This is a genomic window from Burkholderia sp. Ac-20379, from assembly GCF_017104645.1.
Lineage (GTDB): Bacteria > Pseudomonadota > Gammaproteobacteria > Burkholderiales > Burkholderiaceae > Burkholderia.
This window is the reverse complement of record NZ_JAAGPF010000641.1, coordinates 1-2,034: the sequence shown is the minus strand read 5'-3', so window position 1 is coordinate 2,034 and position 2,034 is coordinate 1. Positions and strand designations below refer to the sequence as shown.

Sequence of the window (2,034 nt, the reverse complement as noted above, 5' to 3'; positions counted from 1 at the left end):
CGCCGTGGCTAGCGGCGCGGCGGGCAGCGCCGCCTGCGCCTGCGCCGAGGCGGCATCGTCATGCTTGCCCTGCAGCGCCTGCGCGGCCTCGTTGGCCTGGCCCATGCATTCCCACTGCCCGGCCTGCGCGCAATCGAGCGCCTGCGCCAGCAGCAGCCCGGCCGGCGCATCGCCCACCAGGATCGGCGGATCCGCACTGACGGTGCCGACGATCGTCTCGCCGTCCGGCGCCGCGGGCACGTCGGCCCGCGCATGCCAGAAGCCGCGCGCCGGGTTGTAGTGCAGCCCCGCGCTCAGTGCGATCGCATAGAACACCAGGCTCAACGCGACGGTCCAGCCGATGCGGGGCGCCCTGACGAGCGAGACGCTCGGTTGATCGGGTGTGCTCATGGTTGTCTTGCCTCCTCGTAAGGTGTCCCTGCTGGGTGAAATGGCGCGGAGCCGGCTGCGTTACCAGGCGATCCGGGCGTCGAGCGTGCCGGTCTTGACGATGTCGAACTTCATCGTCCCTTGATAGGTGGCCTCGACGCGATATTCCGCATCGGGCAGCGAGAACCGGCAATTCGGGCCGGCCGCCACGAAATCCATCAGCACGCGGCCGTGGCGGCGCACCTTGACGGCCACGTCGGACGGGGGCGAAGCCGGGTTCGAGGAGGCGAAGTTCACGCCGAGGTTGAACGGATGCTGCGGATCGGGCGCGTGCACCTGGCTGTCGATGCCGGCGTTGCCGCAAACGTAATAGAGCATCGGCCGGGGCGCCTTGGCGGCCGCGGGCGACGACGGAGGGGCAGACGGCGCGGTGGCGGCGGTAACGGTGGTCGCGGCGGGGGGCGGCGAGATGGTGGCCGGCTGCGCGCCTTCGCCCACGGGATGGGCGATCTGGGCGGCGGCGGGCAGGACGGAGAGTGCCAAGGTGGTGGCGAAACACCACTGGCTCAACGGGCCGATACGCATTGATCGCTTTCTCGTGATGAATGCCGCCATTGGTTTCTCCGTCGTTAAAGAATGCTCAGGATACGGACGAGCGGAATGAAATGCAAACATCATAGGCAACTCAGTAAGAGTTTCTAATCTGAATGCGAGATAAGAATTAATTGCCGATTAAAGAGGTATCGACAAGTAATCGACTCTGATTGTAACGGGAGTAACGAGATGAAACGTTTCGGTAAGTGTTTCAATCTCGCCGATTAGAATGGTTTCCCGTATCGGTAGTAGTACGGTCGTTTGAACATGCTTTATACGCGGATCTTATAAATCCCGCCAAACGTTTTTGCTGTAATCGGCGGCGGCTTTCTACAAAGCGAATCCGCACGATCACCGACGTTCCGCATGTGAGTGGCGCGCCGCACCGGCGCGTCCCGTCAGGCTTCGGCGCAGGTCGCGCGAGGCCGGCTCCCTTGGCGTTTGCCCCGCGGTGTTCCATCGCGGCTCGTTCGAGCCGGCGAGGAATAATCGCCGGCGGCGATCAAACCGAAAGGGTGTGGACTGATAAAAAACCAGGCTGACTTTAAATGACGACACACTCGATATATCAAATTTCGCAAAAAACCATTGTCGATATCGGTCGCCCGTTGTTGCCCGTCCTGATTTTCCTTGATTGGTGAAGATGTTGAGTTTTCGCCGAGTTTCGGCTGGCTGACGATATTTGACATTTGTCGGCCATAGGTCATTTTCACCGATCGCGTGCCGGTTTTACCGGCCGGGCGCTTTAAAAGGAAAACGCATCGATGGTCGAATTCAAGCGTTTGCGCATGCCGCCTCGGCGGTGGCCGTTGGGTGCGGTTGCGCCCGCCACGGTCTTGCCGATGGTGCTGCTGTCGGCCTATGCCGCGTTGAAGAGCGGGGAGGCGTGCGCGCAGGTGGCGCAGCCTGCCAAGCCGGTGGTGTTCATGGTCGAGGTGCCGGACGATCCGGCCAGCCCCGTGCCGCCCGGCCGCCCCGTGCCGGGCAGCGCGCCGGTGGATCGGAAGCGCGTCGTGTAGGGAAAGAGGGTTGGTGGCGGTGTGGATGTCGGTGGTTGGCGTGTCAGTAACA

The 2,034-nt window shown here is 62.9% G+C and carries 4 protein-coding genes; 1 reads left to right on the top strand and 3 read right to left on the bottom strand.

Annotated elements, in window-relative coordinates:
- From G3N92_RS33510 to G3N92_RS33500, 3 genes are all read right to left on the bottom strand, one after another.
- Positions 1-390: hypothetical protein (locus tag G3N92_RS33510; protein WP_206131790.1), on the bottom strand; the 390-nt coding region annotated here is incomplete at its 3' end.
- 60 nt (positions 391-450) lie between these two features.
- Entirely contained in the window at positions 451-954 is a 504-nt protein-coding gene (locus G3N92_RS35260; protein WP_241015193.1) for a hypothetical protein, read from the bottom strand.
- A 407-nt stretch (positions 955-1,361) separates the two neighbouring features.
- A complete protein-coding gene (locus G3N92_RS33500) occupies positions 1,362-1,676 on the bottom strand; it encodes a hypothetical protein (protein ID WP_206131789.1) in 315 nt (104 codons plus the stop codon).
- Between the two features lie 51 nt (positions 1,677-1,727).
- Between G3N92_RS33500 and G3N92_RS33495 the strand changes: the two genes are divergently transcribed.
- Positions 1,728-1,982, top strand: coding sequence for a hypothetical protein (locus G3N92_RS33495; protein WP_206131788.1), 255 nt, complete (start codon positions 1,728-1,730; stop codon positions 1,980-1,982).
- Positions 1,983-2,034 lie beyond the last annotated feature (52 nt).